The organism is Streptomyces sp. NPDC088785 (genome assembly GCF_044750685.1).
In the GTDB taxonomy this organism is placed as follows: domain Bacteria; phylum Actinomycetota; class Actinomycetes; order Streptomycetales; family Streptomycetaceae; genus Streptomyces.
In genome coordinates, this window is the sequence record NZ_JBIVKH010000012.1 from 170,229 (window position 1) to 194,718 (window position 24,490).

Annotated in this window: 22 protein-coding genes; 13 read left to right on the forward strand and 9 right to left on the reverse strand. The window is 73.5% G+C overall.

The annotated features are described in order from the left end of the window. Positions 1 to 14 precede the first annotated feature (14 nt). From ACIP5K_RS27710 to ACIP5K_RS27720, 3 genes are read left to right on the forward strand one after another with little or no spacing between them, the layout of a single operon-like run. Positions 15 to 599 (forward strand): RNA polymerase sigma factor, encoded by a 585-nt coding sequence (locus ACIP5K_RS27710; RefSeq protein WP_401413774.1) that lies wholly within the window; start codon positions 15 to 17, stop codon positions 597 to 599. Beyond that, positions 596 to 1,363, forward strand: a complete 768-nt coding sequence (locus ACIP5K_RS27715; protein WP_401413776.1) for an Asp23/Gls24 family envelope stress response protein — start codon at positions 596 to 598, stop codon at positions 1,361 to 1,363. The genes ACIP5K_RS27710 and ACIP5K_RS27715 overlap by 4 nt, the downstream gene beginning before the upstream one ends. Next, positions 1,360 to 1,740 (forward strand): hypothetical protein, encoded by a 381-nt coding sequence (locus ACIP5K_RS27720; RefSeq protein WP_401413778.1) that lies wholly within the window; start codon positions 1,360 to 1,362, stop codon positions 1,738 to 1,740. Before ACIP5K_RS27715 ends, ACIP5K_RS27720 begins: the two co-directional genes overlap by 4 nt. A 97-nt stretch (positions 1,741 to 1,837) precedes the next feature. On the opposite strand, the gene ACIP5K_RS27725 is transcribed toward ACIP5K_RS27720, so the two are convergent. Both ACIP5K_RS27725 and ACIP5K_RS27730 read right to left on the reverse strand, forming a co-directional pair. Further along, positions 1,838 to 2,797 (reverse strand): hypothetical protein, encoded by a 960-nt coding sequence (locus tag ACIP5K_RS27725; RefSeq protein WP_401413780.1) that lies wholly within the window; start codon positions 2,795 to 2,797, stop codon positions 1,838 to 1,840. A 115-nt stretch (positions 2,798 to 2,912) separates the two neighbouring features. Further along, the gene (locus ACIP5K_RS27730) at positions 2,913 to 4,871 is read right to left on the reverse strand and encodes an acyl-CoA dehydrogenase family protein (protein ID WP_401413781.1); all 1,959 of its coding nucleotides are present in this window, start codon (positions 4,869 to 4,871) and stop codon (positions 2,913 to 2,915) included. Between the two features lie 116 nt (positions 4,872 to 4,987). On the opposite strand from ACIP5K_RS27730, the gene ACIP5K_RS27735 reads away from it, so the two are divergent. The 3 genes from ACIP5K_RS27735 (at position 4,988) to ACIP5K_RS27745 (ending at position 8,221) form a co-directional block, all read left to right on the forward strand. After that, positions 4,988 to 6,511, forward strand: a complete 1,524-nt coding sequence (locus tag ACIP5K_RS27735; RefSeq protein ID WP_401413782.1) for an MFS transporter — start codon at positions 4,988 to 4,990, stop codon at positions 6,509 to 6,511. Beyond that, positions 6,508 to 7,068 (forward strand): TetR/AcrR family transcriptional regulator, encoded by a 561-nt coding sequence (locus ACIP5K_RS27740; protein ID WP_401413785.1) that lies wholly within the window; start codon positions 6,508 to 6,510, stop codon positions 7,066 to 7,068. The genes ACIP5K_RS27735 and ACIP5K_RS27740 overlap by 4 nt, the downstream gene beginning before the upstream one ends. A gap of 106 nt (positions 7,069 to 7,174) precedes the next feature. After that, on the forward strand, positions 7,175 to 8,221 hold the full coding sequence (locus ACIP5K_RS27745) for an enoyl-CoA hydratase/isomerase family protein (RefSeq protein WP_401413892.1): 1,047 nt from the start codon (positions 7,175 to 7,177) through the stop codon (positions 8,219 to 8,221). A gap of 26 nt (positions 8,222 to 8,247) precedes the next feature. Here the strand turns inward: ACIP5K_RS27745 and ACIP5K_RS27750 are convergent, their stop codons facing one another. Beyond that, a complete protein-coding gene (locus tag ACIP5K_RS27750) occupies positions 8,248 to 8,724 on the reverse strand; it encodes a nucleoside deaminase (protein WP_401413788.1) in 477 nt (158 codons plus the stop codon). Between the two features lie 100 nt (positions 8,725 to 8,824). Next, positions 8,825 to 9,610, reverse strand: a complete 786-nt coding sequence (locus ACIP5K_RS27755) for an SAM-dependent methyltransferase (protein WP_401413790.1) — start codon at positions 9,608 to 9,610, stop codon at positions 8,825 to 8,827. A gap of 189 nt (positions 9,611 to 9,799) precedes the next feature. Between ACIP5K_RS27755 and aac(6') the strand changes: the two genes are divergently transcribed. Beyond that, positions 9,800 to 10,273, forward strand: coding sequence for an aminoglycoside 6'-N-acetyltransferase (gene aac(6') / locus ACIP5K_RS27760; RefSeq protein ID WP_401413792.1), 474 nt, complete (start codon positions 9,800 to 9,802; stop codon positions 10,271 to 10,273). A gap of 172 nt (positions 10,274 to 10,445) precedes the next feature. On the opposite strand, the gene yicI is transcribed toward aac(6'), so the two are convergent. Continuing rightward, positions 10,446 to 12,686, reverse strand: coding sequence for an alpha-xylosidase (yicI, locus tag ACIP5K_RS27765; protein WP_401413794.1), 2,241 nt, complete (start codon positions 12,684 to 12,686; stop codon positions 10,446 to 10,448). 113 nt (positions 12,687 to 12,799) lie between these two features. Then, positions 12,800 to 14,260, reverse strand: coding sequence for a xylulokinase (gene xylB, locus ACIP5K_RS27770; protein ID WP_401413796.1), 1,461 nt, complete (start codon positions 14,258 to 14,260; stop codon positions 12,800 to 12,802). A gap of 274 nt (positions 14,261 to 14,534) precedes the next feature. Here xylB and xylA point away from each other — a divergent pair, with 274 nt between their 5' ends. The 5 genes from xylA to ACIP5K_RS27795 all read left to right on the forward strand — a co-directional run bounded on the left by xylA (position 14,535) and on the right by ACIP5K_RS27795 (position 20,270). Further along, the gene (xylA, locus tag ACIP5K_RS27775; protein ID WP_401413798.1) at positions 14,535 to 15,704 is read left to right on the forward strand and encodes a xylose isomerase; all 1,170 of its coding nucleotides are present in this window, start codon (positions 14,535 to 14,537) and stop codon (positions 15,702 to 15,704) included. Positions 15,705 to 15,833: 129 nt separating this feature from the next. After that, positions 15,834 to 17,060 carry an ABC transporter substrate-binding protein gene (locus ACIP5K_RS27780; RefSeq protein WP_401413800.1) on the forward strand — a complete coding sequence of 409 codons (1,227 nt, stop codon included), beginning with the start codon at positions 15,834 to 15,836 and terminating at the stop codon, positions 17,058 to 17,060. Positions 17,061 to 17,074: 14 nt separating this feature from the next. Next, the gene (locus ACIP5K_RS27785) at positions 17,075 to 18,025 is read left to right on the forward strand and encodes a carbohydrate ABC transporter permease (RefSeq protein ID WP_401413802.1); all 951 of its coding nucleotides are present in this window, start codon (positions 17,075 to 17,077) and stop codon (positions 18,023 to 18,025) included. 5 nt (positions 18,026 to 18,030) lie between these two features. Next, on the forward strand, positions 18,031 to 18,882 hold the full coding sequence (locus ACIP5K_RS27790) for a carbohydrate ABC transporter permease (RefSeq protein WP_401413803.1): 852 nt from the start codon (positions 18,031 to 18,033) through the stop codon (positions 18,880 to 18,882). An 8-nt stretch (positions 18,883 to 18,890) separates the two neighbouring features. Next, the gene (locus ACIP5K_RS27795) at positions 18,891 to 20,270 is read left to right on the forward strand and encodes a GH1 family beta-glucosidase (protein WP_401413804.1); all 1,380 of its coding nucleotides are present in this window, start codon (positions 18,891 to 18,893) and stop codon (positions 20,268 to 20,270) included. 106 nt (positions 20,271 to 20,376) lie between these two features. Here the strand turns inward: ACIP5K_RS27795 and ACIP5K_RS27800 are convergent, their stop codons facing one another. Both ACIP5K_RS27800 and ACIP5K_RS27805 read right to left on the reverse strand, forming a co-directional pair. Next, positions 20,377 to 21,633 carry an ROK family protein gene (locus ACIP5K_RS27800; protein ID WP_401413806.1) on the reverse strand — a complete coding sequence of 419 codons (1,257 nt, stop codon included), beginning with the start codon at positions 21,631 to 21,633 and terminating at the stop codon, positions 20,377 to 20,379. A 43-nt stretch (positions 21,634 to 21,676) separates the two neighbouring features. Next, a complete protein-coding gene (locus ACIP5K_RS27805) occupies positions 21,677 to 22,228 on the reverse strand; it encodes a TetR/AcrR family transcriptional regulator (RefSeq protein ID WP_401413808.1) in 552 nt (183 codons plus the stop codon). Positions 22,229 to 22,347: 119 nt separating this feature from the next. Between ACIP5K_RS27805 and ACIP5K_RS27810 the strand changes: the two genes are divergently transcribed. After that, complete coding sequence (locus ACIP5K_RS27810) at positions 22,348 to 23,544, forward strand: MFS transporter (RefSeq protein ID WP_401413810.1); 1,197 nt, start codon at positions 22,348 to 22,350, stop codon at positions 23,542 to 23,544. 41 nt (positions 23,545 to 23,585) lie between these two features. Here ACIP5K_RS27810 and ACIP5K_RS27815 read toward each other — a convergent pair whose 3' ends face one another. Further along, positions 23,586 to 24,467: an SDR family oxidoreductase gene (locus ACIP5K_RS27815; RefSeq protein WP_401413812.1), complete on the reverse strand. Its 882-nt coding sequence runs from the start codon at positions 24,465 to 24,467 to the stop codon at positions 23,586 to 23,588. Between the last annotated feature and the right edge of the window lie 23 nt (positions 24,468 to 24,490).

The window sequence follows — 24,490 nt, forward strand, 5'->3', positions numbered from 1 at the left end:
AGAGGAGCCGCCCAGTGGCGGGGGCCCGCACAGATACCGCACCGCCGGACGGCAGCGGCGCGAGGGACGACACCTTGCTGGTGATCCGTGCCGCGGAAGGGGACGAGGACGCCTTCGCGGCCCTCGTGCACCACCACGCCCCGGCGCTGCTCCGGCTCGCCACCCGGCTGCTCGGCTCCCGTACGGAGGCCGAGGACGCCGTGCAGGACGCGTTCATCAGCGCCTGGCGGCGACTGCCCGAGTTCCAGGGCCAGGCGTCCTTCGGCACCTGGACGTACCGCATCGTCACCAACCGCTGCCTGAACGTCCTGCGCGGCCGCCGCCCCGCGGCGCCGCTGGAGTCGGCGGGCGAGGTGGCCGCACCCGAGCACGTGGTGTCACCGGCGCGGATCGCCGAGGGCCGCGACGCGGTGCGCGAACTCGGCCGGGCCCTCGACCACCTCTCGGCCGAACAACGTGCCTGCTGGGTGCTCCGCGAGCTCGACGGCCGGTCCTACGAATTCATCGCGGACGCGGTCGGTATCAGCCAGGAGGCTGTCCGCGCCCGCGTCTTCCGTGCACGACGCTGCCTGACACAAGCGCTGGGGGCCTGGCGATGACCGCTCACACAGAACCGCCCAACCCGCACGACGACCTCGCCGGCGACGAACGGCTGCCCTGCGGCCGTCCGCTGTCCCAGGTCTGGGAGTTGTGGGAGGAGCAGTCCGACGATCCCCACCTGCACGCCTGCCCCCACTGCCAGGACGCCACGGGCGACCTGTACCGGCTGGAGACGGCGGTGCGCGACCTGCGCGAGGAGCCGCTGGACGACGCCCGGTACGACGCGTCGACGCTGACCCGCCGCGTCATGGACGTCGTCCGCCTCGAACTGCGCCCGGGCCGCCCGCTGCCGCTCGGCGAACCCGACGAGGACCTGTGGATCATGGAGGCGGTGGCCGCCCGCACCCTGCGGGCTGCGGCCGAGACCGTCCCCGGCGTCCGGGCCGGGTCCTGCCGGCTGCGGCCGGCCGACGGGCCGTCCGCCGAGCGCGTGGAGGTGCGCCTGGAGATCCACGCGCCGTCCGACGCCCACCTGCCCGACCTCGCCGAGGACGTGCGGATCCGGGTCCGCGAGGTCGCCGACCGGGACCTGGGCATGGAGATCGCGTCGGTCGACATCCGGATCACCGACCTCACCGACGGCACCGACGGCACGGACCGCACCGATCTGCACGGTGGCACCGACCCCCACGGTGGCACGGCCCTCACCCACGGCACGGACCCCAGCGGCATGGGCCTCTACGGCACCATGGACCTCCACGACAGCACGGATCCCGGTGGCGTCGCCGATCGCACCGACCGACAGGAAGGCGGCACCCGATGACCCAGGACACCGTGTCCGGCACCCTCTCCGAGGGCATCGCCCGGGCCGTGGCGGGCCTGCCCGACGTCGCTTTCCTCACGCCCGACCTCGCGGGCCGGCTGCGCTCCGTACTGGCCCGCCCCGGGGCCCGGCCCGACGCGCGCCCCGAACCGGTCGCCCCGCCGTCCCCGTCCGCCGGAGTACGGCTGACCGGGCCCACCGACGGCGCCGGCGCCGGGCCCTGGCGGGTCGAGATCCAGCTCGTCGCGCGCGGCCGGGCCCGCACCGTGGACGTCGCCCGCGCCGCCCGCCGCGCCGCCGAGGAACACCTGGCGGCGGCGCTCCCGGCGGAGGCCGCGCGGGCGCACGTCACGGTGACGGTCACGGGTCTGGTCTGACCGGCCGCGGAGGGACGTGCGACACGCGCCCGCCCCTCCGCAGCCGCCAGACCCGACCCGACCCGACGCGACCGGGCTCGGCCCGACTCGGCCCGGCTCAGGCGAAGTAGTGCACGGTCCCGCGCAGCGCCGGCTCCGCACCCTCGCAGTGCTGGACGAAGGTCGCGGCGAACGCGGTCACGTCGCCGGTGGCGTCCGTGACCAGCCGGGTCAGTCTGAACTCCCCGGTCAGCGTGTTGCAGCCCCGCGACAGCCCGTCGACGTCCAGGGCCCCGACCGTCTGGCTCCGGAACCGTTCGGCCTGGTAGACCTTGCCGACCACGAACTTCTGGCCGTCCGGCGCTTCGAGGCGCACGGACCAGTTGGCCCGCTTCCCCGAGGCGGTGTACTCGATCGTCCGGTTCGTGCCCCGCACGCCGAACGTGCTGTTCGCCCCGGTGTACGAGTCCGTGGTGCCGTTGCCGACAGGGTCGCCGGGATCACTGCTGTAGCCGTACGAGAGGGGCTGGGCCCGGTACTTGACCCGGCCCTTGAGCGGCGGCGCGCCCGCGGTCTCGCAGTGCTGGGTGAAGGAGGCGTCCAGCAGGGTCACCTGGCCGTCCGCGTCGTGGGCGACCTGGTACACGGTGAACTCGCCGTACACCTCGTTGCAGGCGCGCCCCTCGCCGGTGACCGCGAGACCGGGGGAGCGCCCCGTGCGGAAGGCGGCGCGCTCGGCGTCGCGGTACACCCCGGGCCTCAGCAACTCGCCGGGCGCCCCGGCGAATTCGATCGTCCAGTCGACGTCGCCGTTGCCGGCGAAGACCCGGACGAGCCCCGGGTCGACCTCGACCGGATTACTGGCGGACACGCCGTCCTGCGGCGCGGTGAACGTGGCGCCGCGGCCCTGGCCGATGTAGTCGCCGGGGCTGCTGGTGTAGCTGAAGGACGTGGCCGGAGCGGTGCCCACGCCCGCGGCCGCCGCCGGGGCGGGCACGGTGGCGGCGGCCGCGGCGAGCAGCAGGGCGAGCCCGCCCCCGGCCGCGGCGCGACGCCATAACCCGATGAGTCTTCGCATGCGTGGTCCCCTCCCGTGAAGATCCCCTGCGGATCGGTGAGCCGTATACCCACCGGAGGGCTCCCGTCACCCTCGTCACAGGAGGAAAGAGCGGAGCGCGGCGCTCCGCCCGTCCTCACCCCACGAGGTCGGGCGCGCGCAGCATCTCCGGGGGGACACCCCAGGCGTCCACGAGATCGACGGCCAGCGGCCGGACCTTGCGGCAGAGGTCATTGATCTCGCGGCTGATCGCCTTGGAACGCTGGATCGTCAGCCGCCCGTGCTCCATGAACCAGGCGCGGTCGGCCTCGATCGTCGACAGCGCGAACAGGTCGCACAGCAGCCCCAGCGCGACCTTGTTGCCGTCGTCGGGCAGCGTGCGCGTCCGGTCGACGAACGCCTCCAGGACGAGCCGTTCGACATGGACGCGGGCCACCGCGATCACGTGGTCCTGCACATGGGAGAAGACGGTGCCCGCTCCGAGCCCCTGGTCCACGCCGCGCTTGAGGCGGCGGGCCAGCCCGGCGAGCATGTGCTCCTCGCGGAAGCGGAGCATCGCGAGGTGGTAGTCGGAGTCGAGCAGGCCGGCCTCCTGGTCCCACTCGTCGCCGCCGGGCAGCAGGTCGCGCACCCGCTCCAGGAGCTTGTGCACCGAGGTCTTCTCGATGACCGTCTCGACGGCCTGCCCGGTGACGAACCGCACCATGCCGAGCTGGTCCATGTCCTCGAACTCGTGCGCGTAGTTGGTCAGCAGACCCTTGGCCACGAGCTGGAGGAGCACGTGGTTGTCGCCCTCGAAGGTGGTGAAGACGTCGCTGTCGGCCTTGAGCGCGGCGAACCGGTTGACGGCGAGGTAGCCGGCGCCGCCGCACGCCTCACGGCACTCCTGGATCGCGCGCGTGGCGTGCCAGGTGCCGAGCGCCTTCGTCCCGGCGGCCCGGGACTCCAGCTCGCGCCGTGCCTGCTCGTCGTCCGTCGCGCCCGAGAACACCTCGTGGAGCTGGGTGCGGACCACGTCCTGGGCGAAGTGCAGGGCGTAGGTGCGGGCGACCAGCGGCAGGAGGCGGCGCTGGTGCATCCCGTAGTCGAGGAGGAGCTGCTCCCCGGTGTCCGGCGCGGCGTCGAACTGACGGCGGCGCACGGCGTACTTCGTGGCGATGGTGAGCGCCACCTTGGCGGCGTTGATCGCACCGCCGCCGACGCTGACCCGGCCCTGGACCAGGGTGCCGAGCATGGTGAAGAAGCGGCGCCCCGGGTTCTCGATGGGGCTTTGGTAGACGCCCTCGGCGTCGACGTCGGCGAACCGGTTGAGCAGTGCCTCGCGCGGCACCCGCACCCCGTCGAAGGCGATCCGGCCGTTGTCGACGCCGTTGAGGCCCATCTTGCGGCCGTCGTCCTCGATCCGGACGCCCGGCGCCGGCGCGCCGTCGACCCGCACCGGCACGACGAAGGCGTGCACCCCCTCGGACCGGCCGCCCACTTCGAGCTGGGCGAAGACGACCGCGAGTTCGGCGTGGCGGGCGGCGTTGCCGATGTAGTCCTTCCGGGCGCCCTCGCCCCGCGTGGTGATGACGAACTCCTGGCTGTCCGCGTCGTACGACGCCACGGTGCCCAGCGCCTGGACGTTCGAGCCGTGCCCGGTCTCCGTCATCGCGAAGCAGCCCATCAGCCGGCCCGTGATGAGGTCCGGCAGATACGCCCGGTGGTGGCGCTCGGTGCCGAGGTGCAGGATCGCGCCCCCGAACAGGCCGAACTGCACGCCCACCTTCACCAGCAGCGACAGGTCGCCGAAGGCGAGCGTCTCGAACGCGGCGATCGACGCGCCGATGTCGCCCCCGCCCCCGTACTCCTTCGGGAAGCCCATGCCCGTCTGCCCCGTCGCCGCCATCGCGACGGCCAGCTCGCGCACCCGCTCCCGGAACGCGTCGATGCCGAGTTCCTCGGCCTCTTCGAGCACGGAGGCGTGCTTCACCAGGTTCGTCCGGACCAGCTCGCGAATCTCGGCGTACTCGCCGTCGAGCACCCGGGCGAGGGCCGGTACGTCGATGTCCGGCCGGGTGTACCCGCCGGCGGGCGTGGAGGTGTCGGTGATCATGAAACCCCAGTACCCCGTACCGGCCGGACGCAAGCGATCCTCGTCGAGCGCATGTCATCATGCAATGACATCGATTGATGACATGAATTGATGAAAAGAAGAAGAGGAAGCCTTCCTTGCAGCCCTCCATACCGGCGCAGCCCTCCGGCCCGGAGTCCGCGGCCCGCTCCGACGCGACGGCACCCGCGCTCCGCCACCCGCGGGCCCTGGTGCCCGTCCTCGTCTCGCTCGGCATGCTCGTGGCCGTCGTCAGCAGCCTCGGCGCCCCGCTCATCCCGACGATCGCCGCCGAGGACCACGTGTCCGTCTCCACCGCGCAGTGGGCGCTCACGGTGACGATGCTCGTCGGCGCGGTGGCCACCCCGGTCATGGGACGCCTCGGCGACGGCCCGCACCGCAAGCGGGTCATCATCGGCGGGCTCTGCTTCGTCCTCGTCGGCAGCGTCCTCGCCGCCCTCCCCGCCGGATTCGCCTGCCTGCTGGCCGGCCGGGCCCTCCAGGGCGTCGGCATGGGGCTGGTCCCGCTCGCCATCGCCACGGCCCGCGACGCGCTGCCCGAGACCCGCGCCCGCTCCGCCGTGGCGACGCTCTCCCTGACCACCGCCGCGGGCATCGGGCTGGGCTACCCGATCACCGGCATGTTCGCCGAGTACCTCGGCATGTACGCGGGATTCTGGTTCGCGGCCGGGACCGCCGCCGCGGCGCTGACCGCCGCGCTGCTCGTCGTGCCGCGCGCCCCGCACCGCGCCGGCGCCCCCATGGACCTGCCCGGCGCCCTGCTGCTCACCGGCGGCATGGCGGCCCTGCTGCTGACCCTCGCCGAGGGGGAGCGCTGGGGCTGGACCTCGGCGCGCCTGCTCGGGCTCGCCGCCGCGGCCGTCGTCCTGCTGGGCGCCTGGATCGCACACTCGCTGCGCAGCACCCACCCCCTGGTGCGGGTCCGCCTCGTCAAGGACCGCGGCGTCCTGGTCGCCAACCTCACCACGATGATCGGCGGAGTCGGCACCTACCTCCTCATCGCACTGGTCACCCGCTACGTGCAGACCCCGACCTCGGCCGGGTACGGCTTCTCCGCCTCCATCGTCGTCACCGGCCTGCTCCTCGTGCCGTTCTCCGCCGCCAGCCTGCTGACCGGCCGGCTCGTGCGGATGCTGGGCAGCGCGGCCACCCCCGGCCGGATGCTCCCGCTGGGCTGCCTGCTCTCCCTCGCCTCCCTGGTCTGCTTCCTGCTCGCCCGCTCCAGCCTCTGGGGCATCGGCACGATGATGGCGCTCGCCGGACTCGGCGTCGGCGTCACCTTCGCGGTCACCCCCGGCCTGATCGTCGCCGGAGTGCCCGCGCGGGAGACGGGCAGCGCGATGAGTTTCAATCAGGTCGTGAAGTACATCGGATACTCGACCGGCAGCGCCCTGAGCGCCGTCGTCCTCCAGGCCGCCACCGCCCCCGGCGCGAGCCTCCCCGACAACGACGGCTACCGCACCGCGGGCCTCGTCGGCTGCGCCGCCTTCGCCGTCACCGGCGTCGTCGCCGTCGCCCTCACCCGCGGCGGCCCGCGACCGCGCCCGTCCGTCGTCGCGAGGGTCCAGCCGGGCCCGTCCGCCGCCGCCGACCCGGCACCGACCGCACCGGGCCGCCCATGAGCACCCCGCGCAACTCCGCCCGCAGCAGGGAAGCCCTCCTCCGGGCGGCCACCACCCTCTTCTCCGAGCGGGGCTACGACCGCACGACGATCCGCGAGATCGGCGAACGGGCCGGGGTCGACCCCTCGCTGATCGCCCGCTACTTCGGCAGCAAACCGCTCCTCTACGTGGAGGTGCTGCGCGCCGAGCACGGCGCCGGCCGCCCGGACGACCTGCTCACCGAACCCCGCCTGCGCGAGGTGGCCCGCCGCGCGCAACGCCGCGGACCCGTGCCGCTGCTGCGCGTCGCCGTCGAACCGCTGAGCGACACCGCCGCCCAGGAAGCCACCCGGGCGGCCCTGCACGACCGGCTCGTCGAGCCGCTGCGGGACCGTTTCACGCGAGAGGGCCGCGACCGGCCGGGCCTGCGCGCCGACATCCTCGTCGCCGCGGTCTCCGGCGTGCTGCTGGCCCGGCACTCCGGCGCCTTCGACGACCTGGCCGACGCCGAGGTCGACGACGTCGTCGACATCCTCCTGGACACCTTCGGCGCCGACGGACCGTCCGGCACCGCCTGACGTCCCGCAGCCCGGGCCGGCGGGGGCGCCCCGCCCGCCGCGCCGGGCGGGGTGATACAGATGGCCCGGCCGTGATCTTCACCGGAAGCAACCGGAAGGACCCGTGTTGACCCCCGACGCCGCTCCCGTGCTCACCGCTGTCGACGGGCACGCCGCCCGCCTCACCCTCAACCGGCCGCGCGCGCTGAACTCCCTGACGCCCGCCATGCTCGACGCCGTCGCCCGGGCGCTCGACGCCTGGGAGCACGACCCCGCCGTGCGGACCGTCGTGCTCGACGGGGCGGGGGAGCGCGGGCTGTGCGCCGGCGCCGACATCCGCCTCTTCCACGACGACGCGCGCAGCGGCGACCACACCGCGTCCGAGGCGTTCCTGCGCGCCGAGTACCGGCTCGACGCGCGCATCGCGCACTACCCGAAGCCGTACGTCGCCCTCATGGACGGCATCGTCATGGGCGGCGGCGTCGGACTGTCCGCCCACGGCTCCGTCCGGGTCGTCACCGAACGGTCGAGGGTGGCGATGCCCGAGGTCACCATCGGCCTGGTGCCCGACGTGGGCGGCACCTTCCTGCTGTCCCGCGCCCCCGGCCACCTGGGCACCCACCTCGCGCTGACCGGCCTGCCGGCCGGCGCCGCGGACGCCGTGCTGTGCGGCCTCGCCGACCACGTCGTCCCCTCGGCCGCCCTTCCCGGCCTCCTGGCCGATCTGGCCCGCCTGCCCGCGCACGACGCGGTCGCCCGGCACGCCCGCCCGGCCCCCGAAGGGGTGCTCGCCGAGCAGCGGGAGTGGATCGACGCCTGCTACGCCGCCGACACGGTCGAGGAGATCGTCGACCGGCTCCACGCCTGCGGCGAGCCCGCCGCCAAGGAAGCGGCCGAGACCCTGCTGGCCAAGTCCCCCTCGGCCGTCAAGACGACCCTGGAGTCCCTGCGCCGCGCGGCCCGCCTCGACTCCCTGGAAGCGGCCCTCGACCAGGAGTTCCGGGTGTCCTGCGCGGCGCTGGACACGCACGACCTGCCGGAGGGCGTCCGGGCCCAGATCATCGACAAGGACCGCGACCCGCACTGGGACCCGGCGACCCTCGCCGAGGTCGGCGCCGACCGGGTGGCACGCTACTTCGCGCCCCTGGGCGAGCGGGAACTCGGCCTCGCCTGAAGCCCGCCGCCCCGCCCCGCCCGGCCTCAGGCCCGGTCGGCGAGGCGGCGGTGCAGGGCCTTCACGGCCGGCACCAGCGCGTCGACGGGCCCCTCGACCGCCACCGACGGCGCGATCTCCCGCACGGACAGCGCGCGGACCGGAGGCAGGGGGCGCCCCCACTCGGACAGCCACTCGGTCAGCTGGGCGGCCGAGGCGACGTACACGATCCGGCCGAGACCGACCCAGGCGTGCGCGGCCGAACACATCGGGCAGTGCTCGCCCGAGGTGTAGACGGTGGCGTCCCGCCGCTCCCGCGGGGTCAGGTTCTCGGCCGCCCAGCGGGCGAGCCCGAACTCCGGGTGCCGGGTGGCGTCGCCGCCGGAGACCCGGTTGCGGTCCTGCGCACGGACCGCCCCCGCGCCGTCCACCAGCACCGACCCGAAGGGCTCGTCGCCCGCCTCCAGGGCCTCGGCCGCCAGCTCGACACAGCGGCGCAGGTGCGCCAGTTCCCGCTCGTCCATCGCAGCCTCTTTCTGCCGTGGGGTAGGGGCAGCCGCCCATGCTGGCACGGGAGGGGACCGCGGACACGGCGCCCCGGTCCCCGGGGCGCCGTGCGGGTGGTCAGGAGACGCGGGCCACACCGACGTAGAAGCCGCTCGGCTCCGGAGTCGGCGCGGGCGTGTCCTTGTACCAGTGGGTGGCCGTGACCAGGCCGGGATCGACCATCTCCAGGCCCTCGAAGAACGGCTCGACCTCGGCCTTCGTCCGCATCCGCAGCGGGATCTCGCCCTTCTTGTACGTGGACGTCACCGTCTTCACCAGATGCGGGTGCTCGACGGTGGTCCCGTGCGAGAGCACGAGGTAGCTGCCCGACGGCAGCGCGTCGACGAGCGTGCGCGCGAGGCCGTAGGGGTCCTCCTCGTCGGTGATGAAGTGCATCAGCGCGATCATCGACAGCGCGACGGGACGGCTGAAGTCCAGGAACGTCCGCGCGTGGTCGAGGATCGCCCCGGGCCGGCGGACGTCCGCCTCGATGTAGTCCGTCGCCCCCTGCGGGCTGCTGACCAGGAGCGCCTCCGCGTGCCGCAGCACGATCGGGTCGTTGTCGACGTAGGCCACGCGGGCCGACGGCAGGATGCCCTGCACGATCTGGTGCAGGTTGGGCTTGGTCGGGATGCCCGTGCCCACGTCGAGGTACTGGTCGATGCCCTTCCCGGCCAGCCAGGCCGCGGCGCGGTGCATGAAGGCCCGGTTCCGCATGGCGTTGTCCCGTGCCTGCGGCGGCAGCTTCTGCGCCACTTCCTGATCGACGGGGTAGTTGTCCTTCCCGCCCAGCAGCCAGTCGTAGACGCGCGCCGGATGAGGTCTGCTCGTGTCGATGCGGCTCGGGGAGGATTGTGCCGTCATGCCTGGCTCCAGCGTGGATCGGATCGCGGACCGGACGGGGAACCACGACGTTCCCGGTGAGGCCCTGGAGGACCTCGTGATTATGGCACTGGCCAGGAGATCACGCAGAGGCACCGGCAGGGGGCGGCCGGGCCCATCTGCCGTGCGGCGGACGCCGATTGGGCGGGCGCCGTAAGGGAGAATGGGCCCATGGAACTGCGGGGGAACGAGGTCGTGCTGCGCCCGGTGGCCGAGGGCGACACGGCGATCCTGGACCGGATCGTGCGGGAGCCGGAGGTCGCCGCGTGGTGGTCGCCCCCGGACGACTACGAGGGCGCGCTGGCGGTCGTGCACGACGGCGAGGTCATCGGCCTCGTCCAGTACGCCGAGGAGAACGACCCCGAGTTCCGCCGGGCCGGCATCGACATCTTCCTGACGGCGCGGCGCCACGGCCGGGGGCTCGGCGCCGACACGGTGCGCACGCTGGCCCGCTGGCTGGTGACGGAGCGGGGGCACCACCGGCTGACCATCGACCCGGCCGCGGCGAACAGCGCGGCGATCCGCTGCTACGGCAAGGTCGGGTTCCGGCCCGTCGGCGTCCTGCGCGCCTATTGGCGCAATCACCGTACGGGCGTCTGGGAGGACGGCCTCCTCATGGATCTCCTCGCCGACGAGCTGACCTGAGGTACGGCCGCCCGTGCCCACCGGACGCACGGGGTGACGCACGCAGGCCCCCGAGGACCCCACCCGTCAGCACCGGCGCCACGCCGATCAGCGGCCGACGGGACCGGACACCCGAATGCAGTTCGGGGCACGGGGACGCCCCGCACGGCACCCGCCGGCCGCGTCGCGTCGGCTACCCCAGGGACCGCACCACCGCGGGCACGTCCTGCCCCCGCGGCGCGCTCACACTCACCGCTCCCGCCGCGTCCCGCACGACCTCGTAGACCGCCGCGTCGCGACCCCGGTGGTCGGGGACCGGCACGAGCACCGTGCCGCTCTCCCCGCCGGCCGGTGCGACGAGCAGGGACAGGCCCCGGAGCCAGTCGCCGTCCGGGCGGCTCGTGTCCGCTCCGATCGGCAGCACCGCGCCGGGCCGCACGTACAGCGGCAGGCTGTCGAAGCCGTGCCGCTCGCTGCGCCAGACCGGCCCCCGCACCTGCTCACCGGTGAGCAGATGGGTCCAGGTGCCCTCGGGGAGGTAGTACTCGACGGTGCCGTCGGCGGAGAAGACCGGCGCGACGAGGAGGTCCGGGCCGAGCATGTACTGCCGGTCGAGGGTGCGGGCGGTCGGGTCGCCGGGGAAGTCGAGCAGCATCGGGCGCATCAGGGGCACGCCGGTGCGGTGCGCCTCGGCGGCCGCTCCGTACAGGTACGGCATCAGGCGGTGCTTGAGCCGGGTGAACCGCCGGGCCACGTCGACCGCCTCGTCGCCGAACTCCCACGGCACCCGGTACGAGGACGAGCCGTGCAGCCGGCTGTGCGAGGAGAGCAGGCCGAATTGCAGCCAGCGCTTGAAGACCGCCGGGTCCGGCGTCCCCTCGAAGCCGCCGATGTCGTGCGACCAGAAGCCGAAACCGGACAGTGACAGCGACAGTCCGCCGCGCAGCGACTCGGCCATGGCGCCGAACGACGACCAGCAGTCGCCGCCCCAGTGCACCGGGAACTGCTGCCCGCCCGCCGTGGCCGACCGCGCGAACAGCACCGCCTCGCCCGCGCCGCGCTCCTCCTCCAGGAGGTCGAAGACGACCTTGTTGTACAGGTGCGTGTAGTAGTTGTGCATGCGCTCCGGGTCGGACCCGTCGTGCCAGACCACGTCCGTGGGGATGCGCTCGCCGAAGTCGGTCTTGAAGCAGTCCACGCCCTGGTCGAGGAGCACCTTCAGCTTGGTCCGGAACCAGGCGCACGCGGCGGGGCTCGTGAAGTCCACCAGGCCCATGCCCGCCTGCCACAGGTCCCACTGCCAGATGTCGCCGTCGGCGGTGCGCACGAGGTGGCCCAGTTCGGCGGCCTCCGCGAACAGGGCGGACTTCTGGGCGATGTAGGGGTTGATCCACACGGAGATCCGCAGGCCGCGCTCCTTGAGCCGGGCCAGCATGCCGACCGGGTCCGGGAAGACGTCCGGGTCCCAGGCGAAGTCCGACCACTGGTATTCGCGCATCCAGAAGCAGTCGAAGTGGAAGACGGAGAGCGGGATGTCGCGCTCGGCCATGCCGTCGACGAACTTCGTCACCGTCGCCTCGTCGTACTGCGTGGTGAACGAAGTGGTCAGCCACAGCCCGAACGACCAGGCCGGCGGGAGCGCCGGGCGGCCGGTCAGCGCGGTGTAGCGGCGCAGCACGTCCTTGGGCTCCGGGCCCGCGACGACGTAGTAGGTCAGCGTCTGGTCCTCGACGCTGAACTGCATCTGCCCGACGGACTCCGAGCCGACCTCGTAGCCGACCCTCCCCGAGTGGTCGACGAAGACGCCGTAGGCGCCGGCGGGGGAGACGTGCAGGCTGAACGGGATGTTCTTGTAGGCCTGTTCACTGCTGGTGCCGCCGTCGGCCTGCCACATGTCGACGACCTGGCCGTTCTTCACGAACGGCGTGAACCGCTCGCCGAGGCCGTAGACCTGCTCGCCGACCCCCAGGGACAGCTGACCGGCCATGTGGTGGGCGCCGTCGGCCGTCGTGACGAACGCGATGCCCTTGCGGCCCGCCGAGGCGACCTCCCGGCCCTCGGGATCGCGGAACGACAGGGTCCACGGTGCGGCCGTGTCCAGGCGGACGCCGAGCGCGCCACTGGTCAGTTCGACGACGTCGCCGTCCCGGCGCACCCGGCCGGCGCCGGTGTCCGCTCCGGGCAGGGCGAAGTCGGGGCCGCGGTGCGCGCGGCCCGCCAGGTGCGTGGCGCGCACGCCGATGACGCCCTCGGCGGGGGAGAAGCAGTCGACGGTCAGGAGCGGGGCGTTGAGGGTGTCGCCGCGCCGCTCGACGCGCTTCACCGCGGCGTACGCGGTGAAGCGGTCGTCGGTGGCGCGGACGTCGCGTACCTCGGTGGCGTACGAGGCATGGACGCCGTCGCGCATCATCCAGAAGCCGTCGGTGAACTTCATCATCTTCCTCGGGGTGCGGGGTGCGGGGTGCGGGGTGCGGGGTGCGGGGTGCGGGGTGGGGCTGGGGCTGGGGTGTGTGCGGCCGGGCGGGGCCCGGCGGCGGGGAGGGTGGGTCAGGTCAGGAGGGCTGGTGTCGCCGCGTCCAGCACGTGGGTCAGCCGGTTCCAGGTCGCCAGGTCCCGGGGCACGGGCGGCAGCAGGGCGCCCCGGCCGGTGTCCCATCGGGTGGCGACGGCGACCGGGTCGAGGCCGGTGGCGGCGGCGCGGGCCAGCGCGGCGGCGCCGAGCGCGACGAGCTCGCCGGACGCGGGCAGCAGCACCGGGCGGCCGGACAGCCGGCGCACCGTCTCCACCCAGAAACGGCCGCGGGCACCGCCGCCGATCAGCCGCAGCGGGCGCGCGCGGACCTCGGGGTCGCCGGGATCGAGGCCGCACGCCACCAGCAGCGCGTCCAGGGCGCGCAGCACGGTGAACACGGCGCCCTCATGGGCGGCGCCCAGCAGTTGCCGCCCGCTGGTGGCGTGCCGCAGGCCGGTGAGCAGGCCCGCGGCGTGCGGCAGGTCCGGAGTGCGTTCGCCGTCGAGGTAGGGCAGGAGGACGGCGCCGCCGCCGGGCTCGGCGTCCGCACGATCCAGGCCGAGCAGGGCCGCGACCCGGTCGACGGCGAGCGTGCAGTTCAGGGTGCAGGCCAGCGGCAGGTACGTCCCGTCGGTCGCGGCGAACCCGGCCAGGTCCCGGGAGGCCGGGCGGGTGCGGGTCGCGGTGAAGACGGTGCCGGAGGTGCCGAGGCTGACGACCGGGTGGTCGAGGAGGCCCGCGCCGCCGAGGCCGAGCCCGACGGCGGCCGCCATGTTGTCGCCGGTCCCCGCCGCCACGGCGATGCCCTCGGGCAGGCCCAGCGTCCGCGCGGCCCGCGCGGTCAGCGAGCCCGCCCGGGTGCCGCCGGTCGCGGCGACCGCCGGCAGCAGCTCGGGCCGCAGGCCGAGGAGGCCGAGCACCTCGGGGTCGTAGGCACCCGTCGCGGTGGAGTACCAGCCGGCGCCGGAGGCGTCCCCGGGGTCGGTGACCGCCCGCCCGCACAGCCGCTCGGTGAGGAAGTCGTGCGGCAGGCGGACGGCGGCGACCGCGCGGGCCGGCTCGTGCTCGCGCAGCCAGCGCCACTTCGTGGCGGTGAGCGAGGCGACCGGCACGGAGCCGGTGCGCGCCAGCCAGGCGTCGGGGCCGCCGAGCTCGCGGGTCAGGGCGGCTGCCTGCGGGGCGGAGCGGGTGTCGTTCCACAGCGCCGCGGGGCGCAGCGGGCGGCCGTCCGCGTCGAGGACGACGAGGCCGTGCTGCTGGCCCGCGACGGCGATGCCGGTGACCGCCCCGGGGGCGGTGTCCGCCTCCGCGAGCCCCTGCGCGACCGCGTCGCGCAGGGCCCGCCACCACACCTCCGGATCGGTCTCGCGGGCGCCCCGCTCGCCGGTGACCACGTGCGGTGCGCGGCCGACGGCGAGGAGCCGGCCGGTGGCGGCGTCCGTGACGGCCGCCTTGGTGGACTGCGTGGAGCTGTCCACGCCGATCACGACGGCCATGTAGCCCCCTCAACGTGCTGACGATCGTGGCCGCGCAGCGGAGCGGTGCGCGGCCGGCCTCGGTTCGAAGCGCCTGTAGGACGCATTTGATCGTAAAGAAAACAAAAGAACAAGGGGCGTCGGGGTGTGACCTTGCGCAAGCGCTTCGATTGGCTAAAACACCAGGTCGTTGCCGATCGGTGCCGTGTGAGTTTCCTCCCTGGGTCTAGCGCCGAGCGACAGGATGGCGTATTAGTCATGTCAGAAAACAAACGATCGACCCAAGGACGGCACCATGTCCGGCGGATTCACCCCCACCCCTGAAGACAAGTTCACGTTCGGTCTGTGGACCGTGGGCTGGCGGGGCAACGACCCGTTCGGCGACGCCACGCGTCCCGCGCTCGACCCCGTCGAGTCGGTGCGCCGGCTGTCCGAACTCGGCGCGTACGGCGTCACGTTCCACGACGACGACCTCATCCCCTTCGGCTCGACCGACGCGGAGCGCGAGGCGATCGTCAAGCGGTTCCGGCAGGCGCTCGACGCCGCCGGCATGGTCGTCCCGATGGCCACGACGAACCTGTTCACGCACCCGGTCTTCAAGGACGGCGGCTTCACCGCCAACGACCGTGACGTGCGCCGGTACGCGCTGCGCAAGACGATCCGCAACATCGACCTGGCCGCCGAGCTGGGCGCGCGCACGTACGTCGCGTGGGGCGGCCGCGAGGGTGCCGAGTCCGGGGGCGCCAAGGACGTGCGGGACGCGCTGGACCGGATGAAGGAGGCCTTCGACCTGCTCGGTGAGTACGTCGTCGAGCAGGGCTACGACCTGAGGTTCGCGATCGAGCCCAAGCCCAACGAGCCGCGCGGCGACATCCTCCTGCCCACCATCGGCCACGCCCTCGCCTTCATCGAGCGCCTGGAGCGCCCCGAACTCGTCGGCGTGAACCCCGAGGTCGGCCACGAGCAGATGGCGGGTCTGAACTTCCCGCACGGCATCGCGCAGGCGCTGTGGGCGGGCAAGCTCTTCCACATCGACCTCAACGGGCAGACCGGCATCAAGTACGACCAGGACTTCCGCTTCGGCGCCGGTGACGTGCGCCAGGCGTTCTGGCTGGTCGACCTGCTGGAGAACTCCGACTACGCGGGCCCGCGCCACTTCGACTTCAAGCCGGTGCGCACCGACGGCTTCGACGGCGTGTGGGAGTCCGCGAAGAACTGCATGCGCAACTACCTGATCCTCAAGGAGCGCGCCGCGGCCTTCCGCGCCGACCCCGAGGTGCGCGAGGCCCTGCTCGCCTCGCGCCTCGACCAGCTCGCGCAGCCCACCGCCGCCGACGGCCTCGCCGCCCTCCTCGCCGACGGCGGCGCCTACGAGGAGTTCGACGTCGCGGCGGCCGCGGACCGCTCGATGGCCTTCGAGCGCCTCGACCAGCTCGCGCTCGACCACCTGCTCGGCGCCCGCTGAGCCCCGCGGGCGACCCGCCCGCCCCCGCGTACGGCCGGGCCGGACCCGTACGCCGTTCCTCACCTCCTCCCGGCGGGACACAGGCGTCCCGCCGGGCCGGCCACCCCTCCCCAGGCAAGGGCAACCACCGTGACAGCAGCACGCCGGCGGGCCGCGATCCCGCTCACCGTTGTCTCCGTCCTCGTCGCCTCCGCGGCACTCGCGGGCTGCGGCAGTCAGCGCGACGACGACGTCTACACCGTCCTCAACTCCTCGACCGACGCCTCCTACCACGGCTGGGACGCCGCCACCCTCAAGCGGTGCAGCGCCCGGCTGGGCCTCACCATCGAGCAGCAGAGCGTCCCGGCCGCACAGGTCATGACGAAGTCGCTGCGGATGGCGTCGTCGAAGTCGCTCCCGGACGTCATCCAGTTCGACGCCTCCGAGATGCCGACGTTCGCCGAGGCGGGCGGCCTGGTCGACCTGACGTCGCTCGGCCTGTCCACGCGGGACATCCCGAAGGGCATCGTCGACTTCGGCTCCTACAAGGGCGGTTACTACGGCGCGGCGCGCACGGTGAACACCCTCGCGCTCTTCTACAACAAGGACGTCCTGAAGCAGGCCGGTCTCGACGTGCCCACCACCTGGGCCGAGATGAAGGAGACCGCGAAGGAGCTCACCCGGGGCAAGCGGTACGGCATCGCCCTGAGCGCGGGCGGCGCCGAGGACGGCGTCTTCCAGTTCACACCGTTCATGTGGTCCAACGGCGGCGACGAGACCGACCTGGACAGCAAGCCGGTCGCCGAGGCCCTCGACTACTGGAAGGGCCTCCTCAAGGACGGCTCGCTGTCCCGGTCGACGGTCAACTGGACGCAGGCCGACGTCAACGACCAGTTCATGGCCGGCAACGCCGCCATGATGATCAACGGGCCGTGGCAGGTCGAGACGCTCGACACCAAGAAGTCCCTGCACTGGGGCATCGCGCAGATCCCGGTCCCCGAGTCCGGGGACGACTCCGTCGGGCCGCTCGGCGGCGCCGTCCTCACCGTCCCGAAGACGGGCGACACCGCGCGCGAGCGGACCGCCGCCAAGATCGTCGGGTGCATGTCCTCCGAGAAGGAGCAGATCACCTACGCCCGCAACAGCTGGATGGTGCCCGCCAACGAGAAGGCCGCCGCGATCTGGCGCGAGGAGGTGCCCGAACTCGACGCGCTCGCCGACCAGGTGGCCACCGCCCGCTCGCGCACCGCGAAGGTCGGAGCGGGCTGGTCGTCGGTGTCGCTGGCCCTGCAGAGCGCCTTCCAGTCCGCGCTCACCGGTCAGAACAGCGCGGACGCGCTGAAGAAGGCGCAGGCGCGCGCCACGAGCGGGAACTGAGGGATTTCACGACCATGTCGACCACCACGGCCTCCGCCGCCCCCGAAACCCGGCCGGCCCCCGCCGCCCCGGTGCGCCGGCGGCGCGACACACGGCGCCGCAGACTCTCCCAGTGGGGCTTCATCGCCCCCGCCGTCGTCTTCATGCTGCTCTTCTTCGGCTACCCGCTCGTCCGCAACGTCGTGATGAGCTTCCAGGACTTCTCCCCGTCCACGTTCTTCGACGGCAGGTCGCCCTTCAACGGCACCGACAACTGGAGCAAGGTCTTCCACGACGACCTCTTCGGCAAGGCGCTCTGGCACACCGTCGTCTTCACGATCGGCTCGCTGATCGGCCAGTTCGGCATCGGCCTCGCGCTCGCCGTCTTCTTCACCAAGCGGTTCCCCCTCAACGGGTTCCTGCGCTCGCTGATCCTGCTGCCCTGGCTCGTCCCCATGGTCGTCTCCGGCATCGTCTGGCGCCGCATCCTCGACCAGGACACCGGCGTCCTGAACTCCTTCCTCGACACGCTCGGCCTCGGCGGCCACGCCCCGTGGCTCACCAGCCCCGGCATGGCCCTGTTCTCCGTGATCATGGTGAACATCTGGATCGGCATCCCGTTCAACATGGTGATCCTGTACGGCGGACTCCAGGAGATCCCGAAGGAGCTGTACGAGGCCGCGTCCCTCGACGGCGCCTCCGCCTGGCGGACCTTCCGCTCCCTCACGCTGCCGCTGCTCAAGCCCGTCATCACGGTCGTCCTCGTGCTCGGCTTCATGTCGACGGTGAAGATCCTCGACCTGATCCTGGCCCTCACCGACGGCGGCCCCGCCGACTCCACGCAGACGCTCGGCACGCTCACCTACCAGAACTCCTTCGTCCAGCTCGACTTCGGCGCGGGCGCCGTCGTGGGCAACGTCCTGATCCTGATATCCGCCGTCTTCGCGGTGTTCTACCTGCGGGCCAACCGCTCCGAGGGGAAGTGACCGGCATGGCGACAGCTTCCGTTTCCGTCACCACCGAACCCGCCATCACCCGGCCCCGGCGCCGCTGGGGCGCCACCGTCGCCGGCGTCGTCATCCTGTGCCTGATGCTGTTCCCGCTGTATTGGATGATCAACACGGCGCTCCAGCCCGAGTCCGGCCTCCTGGACGTCTCACCCGTCCCGCACTCCCTGGACCTCTCCGGCTTCTCCTCCGCCCTCGGCGACCAGGGCACCCACCTGCTGACCTCGCTCGCCGTCGCGCTCGGCGCCGTCGCCATCTGCCTGGCCGTCGCCGCGCCCGCCGCGTACGGACTGGCCCAGTTCCGGCTGCCCGGCACCAGGTCCATCGTCTTCGGCACCCTCATCACGCAGATGGTCCCGGGCATCGTCATCGCCAACGCCCTCTACAGCGCGTACGTCGATCTGGGCCTGGTCAACTCCTACTTCGGCCTGATGCTCGCCGACGCCTCGCTCGGCATCCCCTTCGCCATCGTCCTGATGCGGTCGTTCATGGTGGCCATCCCCAAGGAGGTCATCGAGGCGGCCGAGGTCGACGGCGCGGGCAAGCTGCGCACCTTCGTCCAGGTGGTGCTGCCGATGAGCCGCAACTCCCTGATCACCGCCGGTCTGTTCTCCTTCCTGTACGCGTGGAGCGACTTCATGTTCGCCCTCACGCTGAACACCACCGACGACGTCAAGCCCGTCACGCTCGGCATCTACCAGTACATCGGCGCCCACGTCGGCGACTGGGGCTCCGTGATGGCCGCCTCCGTCCTGTCGGCGATCCCGGCCGCCGTACTGCTCGTCCTCGCCCAGAAGTACATCGCCGCCGGCATCACCGGCGGATCCGTCAAGTAAGGCTTCCCATGAGTGACCTGCCCGTATTCCCCGAAGGCTTCGTGTTCGGCGCGGCCACCGCCTCCTACCAGATCGAGGGCGCGGCGGACGAGGACGGCCGCGGCCCGTCCATCTGGGACGTCTACAGCCACACGCCCGGCCGCACGGACGGCGGCGACACCGGCGACGTGGCGTGCGACCACTACCACCGCTACCGCGAGGACGTGGCGCTGCTGCGCGGCCTCGGCGTCGAGTCGTACCGCTTCTCCGTCGCCTGGCCCCGCATCCAGCCGACGGGCCGGGGCCCGGCCAACCGCAAGGGGCTCGACTTCTACTCGCGCCTCGTCGACGAACTCCTCGAAGCGGGCATCGAACCCGCCGCCACCCTCTACCACTGGGACCTGCCGCAGGCCCTGGAGGACCGCGGCGGCTGGCGGGTCCGCGAGACCGCCGAGCGGTTCGCCGAATACACGGCGATCGTCGCCGGACACCTCGGCGACCGGGTGCCGCGCTGGATCACCCTCAACGAACCCTGGTGCAGCGCCTTCCTCGGCTACTCCGTCGGCCGGCACGCACCCGGCGCCCAGGAGGGCACCCCCGCGCTCGCCGCCGCCCACCACCTGCTCGTCGGCCACGGCCTCGCCGTCAAGGAGCTGCGCGCGGCCGGTGTCCGCGAGGTCGGCATCACCCTCAACCCGGACTTCAACGTCCCGGCCACCGACTCCGCCGCCGACCGGGCCGCCGCACTGCGCGCCGACACCCAGCACAACCTGGTGTGGACCGACCCGATCCTCGCGGGCCGCTACCCCGCGTCCGAGGAGGACACCTGGGGCGAACTGATCACCCGCCAGGACTTCCGGCGCGACGGCGACCTCGACCTCATCGCCCAGCCGCTGGACTTCCTCGGCGTCAACTACTACCGGCCCACCCTCGTCGCCGACGCCCCGCACCGCGAACCCGACGCCGCCCTGCGCACGGCGAGCGACAACCGGTACGCCGAGCGCCCCTGGCCCGACGTCCGGCGCAACGCCATGAACTGGCCGGTCGTCCCCGAGACGTTCACCCAGCTGCTCACCGGCCTCAAGGAGCGCTACGGCGACGCGCTGCCGCCCGTGCACATCACGGAGAACGGCACCGCCGAGCACGACGCGCCCGCCGCCGACGGCGCCGTCCACGACACGGACCGGGTCACCTACCTCCACGACCACCTCACGGCCCTGCGCGCGGCCATGGACGCGGGCGTCGACGTGCGCGGCTACTACGTCTGGTCGCTGCTCGACAACTTCGAGTGGGCGCTGGGCTACGCCAAGCGCTTCGGCATCGTCCGCGTCGACTACGCCACCCAGGAGCGCACCCCCAAGGACAGCTACCACTGGTACCGCGAGCTGATCGCGGCCCACCGGGGCTGACGGCCCCCACCGGCCACCGCCCCTCGCCCGTGCCCGGCGGACCTCCCCGCCGGGCACCGGTGCGTCCGGGCCCGCCGGGCCTCGGAGGCGGCCCGGGCGGCGTCGTTCAGACCGTGCCCGGTACGGCGTACGCCGCCGGGTCCGCGAGCACATCGCGGACCACGCGGGCGGCGGCGCCCCGCGCCGCGTCGCCGGACGAGGACGACGCCCGCAGCCGGCCGCTGCCCGGCTTCCACAGGCCCGACACCACGCGCGCCGTCAGCTCGGCGTCCGCGGCGGGCGCCAGCCAGGGTTTCAGCTCGCGGAAGGCGCCGCCCAGGATCACCGCGTCCGGGTCCAGCAGGTTCACCGCCCCCGACAGCACCCGGCCCAGCCGCCGGCCCGCCTCCTCCAGGGCCCGCAGCGCCCGCGGCTCGCCGGCGCGCGCCCTCGACTCCAGCTCCGCCACACCCGCCGCGCCGGCCTTCTCGTCCAGGCCCGCCGCCCGCAACAGCGCCGCCTGCCCCGCGTACTGCTCCAGGCAGCCGCGCGCGCCGCAACTGCACGACGGGCCCTCGGGATCGACCACCACGTGCCCGATCTCGCCCGCGAACCCATGGGCGCCGCGCAGCAGTTGACCGTTCAGGACCAGCGCGCCGCCGACCCCGATCTCGCCCGTCAGGTAGACGAAGCTGTGCACCGGCGGGCGGCCGTCGTCCCCGGACGCGAACCACAGCTCGGCCATCGCCGCCAGATTCGCCTCGTTGTCCGCGCTCACCGGCAGCGCCGGGTGCTCCGGCCGCAGCGCGCTCAGCGCCTGGGCGAACAGGCCCTCGACCGGGACCCGGTTCCAGCCCAGGTTCGGCGCCTGCCGCACCGCGCCGCCCGAGACCAGCCCCGGCAGCGCCAACTCGGCGGCCACCGGCCGGAGTTCCTGCTCCGTGGCGGAGGCGATGGCGCGCGCCGCGATCCGGGCGGCCTGGTTGAGGACCGCCGCAGGCGCCGCGCCCCGGTTGTCCATCCGCTCCACCAGGCGGACCCGGTCGGTGCCCGCCAGATCGACGACGCACACGGCCACGTAATCGATGTTGATCTCCACGCCGAGTCCGGCGGGGCCGCTGCGCGCCACCTTCAGGACCGTCCCGGGGCGCCCCGCCTGCCCGCTGAACGTCTTGCCCCACTCGCCGAGGAACCCCTCCGTGAGGAGCTGGTCGACGAGCGACGACACCGCGGCCCGGGTGAGCCCCACCCGCGCGGCGATCCCGGCCCGGGTCGCCTCGCCCTCGTCGTGGACGGTACGCAGCACCAGGCTCAGGTTGTGCCGTCGCACGCCTGCCTTGTCGGCCTTCGCGGGCGGGGCGGGGGAGACGTTGTCGCTGTTCATCGTGGTACCGACCCTAGACGACGCCGGGCGGCGCGGGCCCGGGTCAGCGGGCGACGACGGCGCGGACCACGGCCGCGACGCCCGCCCGGTCCGTCGGGTGGGCGTCCACGGAGTTGTGGATCGAGAAACCCTCCACCAGGGCGTCCAGCGCGCGGGCGGTGAGCGGGTCGAAGTGCCGGGCGAGGGAGGCGCGGCTGGCCCGCATCCAGGAACGCATCACGTCGCGCAGCTCGGGATGGCGGGTGGCGAAGGCGTACAGCTCGTAGCTGAGCAGGAGATTGCGGTCGGAGCCCCACACCTTGCCGCAGATGATCTCGACGACCGCCTCCTGCGCCTCCTCGGGGGTGCGCGCGGCGGCCAGCAGCGCGCCGTAGCGGGTGGAGACGGACTCGGCGAGACGGGTGAAGGCCTCGGTGAGCAGGTGCTGCATGTCGTCGAAGTAGTACGTGAGCGAGCCCAGCGGCACCCCGGCCGCCGTGGCGATCCGGCGGAAGGTGACCTTGATCGCGCCGTGCTCGGCGATGACGTCGAGGGCCGCGTCGAGAATCCGCTCGCGCCGCCGCGGGTCGTTGGGGCCGCGGTTGCTTCCGGTCATCGTGGTCGTCCGCCTTCTCTTCTCTCCACCCCACCGGGTATGTACATTTGTGCATACCCGGTGGGGGCGGGACGCGTCGCCTGCCCGGCCCATTCTTCCGAACTCCCGCGGAGCACCCGTTGACCGACCCTGCCGTGCGCCGGCGCCGTCAGGCCCTGTACCTCCTCTTCTTCCTCAACGGCATCGCCATGTCGTCCTGGGTCACCCGCACCCCCGACGTGCGCGACGTACTGGACGTGTCGACCGCCCGGATGGGCCTGGTCCTCTTCGGCCTGTCCGTCGGGGCCATGGCCGGCATCCTGTGCTCCGGCCGCTTCGTCTCGCGCCACGGCACCCGGCCCGTGACCGCCGTCGGCACCTGCCTGGTCGTCGCCGCCGTCGTCGTCATCGGCGCGGGCAGCGCCCTCGCCTCGGCGTCCCTGGTCACCGCCGGACTGTTCCTCTTCGGCGCGGGCACCGGCGCGGGCGAGGTGGCCGTCAACGTGGACGCGGCCGACGTCGAGCGCCTCACCGGCCGGGCCGTCCTGCCCACCCTGCACGGCTGCTTCAGCCTGGGCACGGTGCTCGGCGGACTCGCCGGCATGGCGGCCACGGCCGCCGCCGTCCCCGTCCCCTGGCACCTCGCCGTGGTCGCGGTGATCGCCACCGCCCTGCTGCTCCACGCGCTGCGCTCGGTGCCCGCGGGCACCGGACGCGGCGCCGCACCGACGGAGCCGGAGGCGGGCCGGCGCTCCCGGCCGCAGGTGTGGAAGGACCGGCGGCTGCTCCTGATCGGCGCCATCGTCCTCGCCATGGCCCTCGCCGAGGGCGCCGCGAACGACTGGCTGCCGCTGCTCATGGTCGACGGCCACGGCCTGGACGCGGCGGCGGGCTCCCTCGTCTATGTCGGGTTCGCCGCGGCGATGACCGCGGGCCGGTTCTGCGGCACGTTCTTCCTCGACCGCTTCGGGCGCGTGGCGGTCGTCCGGGCGAGCGCCGTCTCCGGGGCCGTCGGGCTCGTCCTGGTCATCTTCTCGGACAGCGCCGTCGTCGCGGCCGTCGCCGTCCTGTTCTGGGGCCTCGGGGCCTCGCTCGGCTTCCCGGTCGCGCTGTCCGCGGCGGGCGACTCGGGCCCCGACCCGACGGCCCGGGTCTCCCTGGTCGCCGTCATCGGCTACGTGGCGTTCCTGGTCGGCCCGCCGGCCCTGGGCTTCCTGGGCGACCACTACGGCCTGCGCTCGGCGATGGTCGCCGTCCTGGTGTTCGTGGCGGGCGCCGTCCTGCTGGCCCCGGCCGCCGACACCCGCACCCGCGAGACCGCCGCCGCCGACGCTTAGCCGTCGACGGCACGGCCGGACCCGGAGCGCGGAGCGGCCGGTCAGGGCTGGATGTTCTCCAGGTCCGCCAGCAGGGCGGGGTGCCGCGGTTCCCAGCCGAGCGCCTGCCGGGTGTGGGCGCCGGACGACGGCTGGTCGGCCTCGAAGATCGTGCCGAGCGGCCCGTAGGTCTCCGTCGGCACCGACTCCACCGGCAGCCCCAGTCGCCGCCCGATGACCGTGGCGATGTCCCGCACCGCGTCCCCCTCGTCGGCCACCGCGTGCCAGGAACTGCCCGCCGGGGCCTTCTCCAGGACGAGCCGGAACAGCACGGCGGCGTCGAGCGCGTGCACGGCGGGCCAGCGCTGGGTGCCGTCGCCCGGGTAGCCGGACACGCCGCTCTGGCGCGCGATGTTCGTGAGCAGCCCCGCGAAGCCGCCGGTGCCCTCGTTGTGGACGGTGCGCGGCAGCCGCACCGCCGCACTGCGCACCCCCTGGGCGGCCAGGTCCAGCGCCCGCATGACCGCGACGCTCCGGCCGCCGACCGGCCCGTCCGTCGGCAGCGGATCCGCCTCGGTGGAGGGGCGGCCCGGCGTGAGCGGTGTGCCCGAGACGGTGACGAGCGGCCGGTCGCTCCCGATGAGCGCGTCGCCCAGGGCCGCGAGCGCGGCGCTCTCCTCCTCGACCCCCCGGGCGAGGGCCTCGGGGCTGCTGAAGTCGTTGCTGAACGCGAGGTGGACGACGCCGTCGGACGCGGCGACGCCGGAGCGCAGGACGTCCAGATCCGCGAGCCCGCCCTTCAGGGGCTGGGCGCCGGCCGCCTCGACGGCCGCGGCGGAGGCGTCGGAGCGGGCGAGCGCGAGGACGGAGTGGCCGTGGCGGAGAAGTTCGGCGACGACCGTGGAGCCGATCAGGCCGGTACCGCCGGTGACGAAGACGCGCATGGATCTCTCCTCAGAGTGACGTG